This is a genomic window from Streptomyces sp. NPDC047072, assembly GCF_040643855.1.
GTDB lineage: Bacteria > Actinomycetota > Actinomycetes > Streptomycetales > Streptomycetaceae > Streptomyces.
The window spans coordinates 1-3,340 of sequence record NZ_JBEYVC010000340.1 but is presented as its reverse complement, the minus strand read 5'-3'; the positions used below and the strand labels follow the sequence as shown (position 1 = coordinate 3,340).

Below are 3,340 nucleotides of genomic sequence, written 5' to 3'. Positions count from 1 at the left end.
TGGCCGACGATATCCGCCTGCTCGCGCCCGAGCGCTTCGACCAGGGTCAGGACGTCCTGGCCGGTCGAGAACGCGCGGTAGGAGCCGTCTGGGGCTTCAGGGGCGCGGGGAACTGCGCGACCAGCCCCCACCGGCCGTCGTCTATCGACCATCCCCCGCCCTCAATTCTTGAATCGACCCCCGCCGTCCTGTCCACCACGCCTGGCCGATCCCCATCCCCACCGCCAACACCAGTACTGACAAGGCCGGTAGCGCCAAGGACAGCGGGTCGATCGACAACTCCGCTCCCCCCGAAGGGACTTGCGCGGACGGGAGCGCGATGGCGGAGAGGTCGAAACCCGGGGCCAGGAGGCGGATCGTGGACCAGCCCGTCAGGACACCCCCCACCGCCGCAAGCCCGGCCTGCGGAAGTGACTCCAGGATCAGCAGGCGGCGGGACTGGGCTCGGGTGAGGCCCATCGTGCGGAGGCGGGCGAGGAGGGCCGCGCGTTCGGGCGCCGCGCGCAGGAGCGCCAGCAGCAGCGCCAGAACCGCGTAGCCCGTGCCGGCCGCCACCGCCGTACCGTAGACGCCCTCCGCGCCGGACTGCAGCGGGGAGTCGACGTAGCGGGCGCGTTCCTCCGAACGCAGGTGTACGGAGGCCGACTTGGGGGCGGCCTTGCGGAGCACCGTGCCGTCCAGGTGGTCGCCGGTGAGCAAGATTGTGGTCGGCCGGGCCGTCGCCCCGCTCAGGCCCGCGTGATCCACGACGAGGAAGTCCGTCCCGGGGTCCACGGGGGTGCGGTCGCGGACGAGGGTGATGCGGACGGTGACCTCGCCGCCGTCCGGGAGCAGGACGGGGAAGGGGCGGGTGCCGTACGTCTGTGCCGTGGACGGGGAGGCCAGCGCCGGGAGTTCGGCACCGGAGCGGCTCAACTCCCGTGCCGGGAACGGCCCAATGCCGGTCCGCTCCGAGAGGGCCGCGTACTCCGCCGGGTCCACCCCCACCAACGGCACCGTCTGCGGCGCAGACTGCGGCTTCGCCTCGTACTCGACGCTCGCCGTGGTGAGTTGGGAAACGCCGGGCAGTCGGCGGACCTCGTCCGGCAGGTCCGCGGGCAGCGGGCCGATCGTCTCGATGCGGGCGTCCGCGCCGACGACGAGGAGCGCCGCGTGGTCGCGGGCCTCGCGGACGCCCGCGAGGACCGAGCCGCCGAAGGCCGCGGTGGTCAGGGCGGTCAGCAGGGCGAGCAGCGGGAGTACGGCGGAGGCCGAGGTGCGGCCCGCCCGGGCCAGGGAGAGGTAGCCGACCGCGCCGCGCAGACGGGCGGCCGGGCGGGCGAGGCCGCGCAGCGGGAGCGGGTAGAGGCGGACCAGGACCAGTGCGGCGATCACGCCGACCAACACCGGGGCCAGGGAGATGAGTTGGGGTCCGGAGGTGTCGGCGACCCCTCGTCTGCGGAGCGTCTCGACCGCCCCGGCGGCCAGCACGAGCAGCGTCAGTTCGGCGACCGTACGGCGCCGGGACGGCCGTAGGGAGGAGACGTCTTCGCGGCCGGTGTGGACGCGGACCCGGCGGTGCGCGGCCGCCGCGCGGACGGGCAGGGCGGCGCAGGTGACGACGGTGACCGCCGCGGCGGCCGCGAGCGCGTACGCCGCCCGGCCCTCTGGGACCGCGAGCAGGGCGGCGGCGAGGCCGAGGGCGCCGGCGGGGACGGCCACGACCGCCGTCTCGGCCAGCAGACGGGTGCTCAGGCCGGGCAGGGAGGCGCCGCGGGCGCGCAGCAGGGCGAGTTCGGTGCGGCGGCGGTCCGCGGTGAGGCCGCCCGCCATGAGCAGGACGACGACGGCGACCGTGCCCGCGCCGAACGCGGCGACGGCGACCAGCGGGGCGACGCTCTCGCGGAGCCGGGTGTAGGAGGCGAGGACCTCGTCGAGGTCGGTGGTGACCTCCGTCCGTCCCTCCAGTTCCGCCATCCCCGTGGTCGTCACGCCGTCGACCACCAGCCGCACCTCCCGCAGGGCGGGGCCGGCCTCCAGGGAGGCGATCGCCGCGCTCAGGGCCGGGACGTCGCGGGCCCTCAGCGCGGTGTCGGAGGGCGCCAACTGCCAGTAGCGTTCGGCGCTTCCGGGCAGCGCGAGCAGTACCGGGGCCGCTTCGGGGGCGAGGAGCAGCGCGCCGAGCCAGTACTTGTCGACGGAGGGCGCGGGTTCGCTGATCAGGGACGGGGTGCGCAGCAGGGGCTTGGTGGACCAGTAGGCGCCCTCGGGGGCGCGCGGGGCGACGATGCCGGTGACGCGGACGGTGAGGGTGCGGAAGCCGGTCGGCAGGTGGATCACCGAACCGACCTTGATGTGCAGGGTCTTGGCGGTGTCGGTGGTGACCGCGGCCTCCACCTGGGCCGTGGTCGCGGTCACCGTGCCGGTGGCGCGGGGCAGCCGGCCCGTGACGGCGGACGTGTGGCCGGTGAGGCCCTGCTGGGCGAAGAGGATCATCTGGGCGGGCTTGCCGGTGGGGCGCGGCAGCCAGGGCTCGGGCGTCTCGATGCCCTGGGTGCCGCGTACGCCGTACGACGACTGGTCGCGGTCGACGACGAGCGGGCCGGGGACCTCGGCGCGCAGTTCCGTGTCCTGTCGGCGCAGGGTGGCGGGGCGCAGCGCGTCCTCCCGCATCCGTGCCGGGTCGAGTTCGGAGGGCGGCGGGGCGTACACCTCGACGCTGGTCCGGTCCGGGAGGGCCTGCGCGGCGGCCCGGCGCAGGCCGACGTCCTCGTACCGGTCGACCGCGCGCGGGAACGCGGCCGCGAGACACGCGGTCAGCGCCACGAGCAGCGTGAGGGCGACGGCGGTGGCGGGGGCGGTGCGCAGGCGGGTGCGGATCCAGGGGGTGTGGAGGGGTGCGGAGCCGCGGGCGGCTGGGGCCGGACTCCCCTGACCGCGCGCCGACTTGCGAGGTGCCTCTCCCGAACCTCCCGGATCGCGCACCGACTTGCCAGCCTCCTCGTCCGAACTCCCGTTGGCCGGAACCACCTCACTCGCCCCCTTCGCGCAACGCCCGCACCGGATCCGCCCGTCGTGCCGCCAGTGCCGTGATGACCAGGGCCGGGGCGAGGGCCACCGCCGTCAGTAGTACGGCCACCCGTGGGAGCGGGAGTTCGACCAGGACCCGGGGGACCGGACGGGTCGCCTCGGCGGTCAGGACGATCAGGGGGATCACCGCCCGGGTCAGCACCGCGCCCAGCGCGGCCCCCACCAGCAGCGCGAGCAGCACCAGGACGCCCTGCTCGACGGCGACCGCGCGGGCCAGCCGGCGGCGCGGCGCGCCCAGCGCCCGCAGCACGGCGAACTCGGCGCCCCGCTC

The 3,340-nt window shown here is 75.7% G+C and carries 2 protein-coding genes; both read right to left on the bottom strand.

The genetic code is table 11. The annotated features are described in order from the left end of the window. Positions 1 to 141: 141 nt before the first annotated feature. A complete protein-coding gene (locus tag ABZ896_RS52360) occupies positions 142 to 2,859 on the bottom strand; it encodes an ABC transporter permease (protein ID WP_360946501.1) in 2,718 nt (905 codons plus the stop codon). Between the two features lie 151 nt (positions 2,860 to 3,010). Beyond that, positions 3,011 to 3,340: FtsX-like permease family protein (locus ABZ896_RS52355; RefSeq protein WP_360946498.1), on the bottom strand; the 330-nt coding region annotated here is incomplete at its 5' end.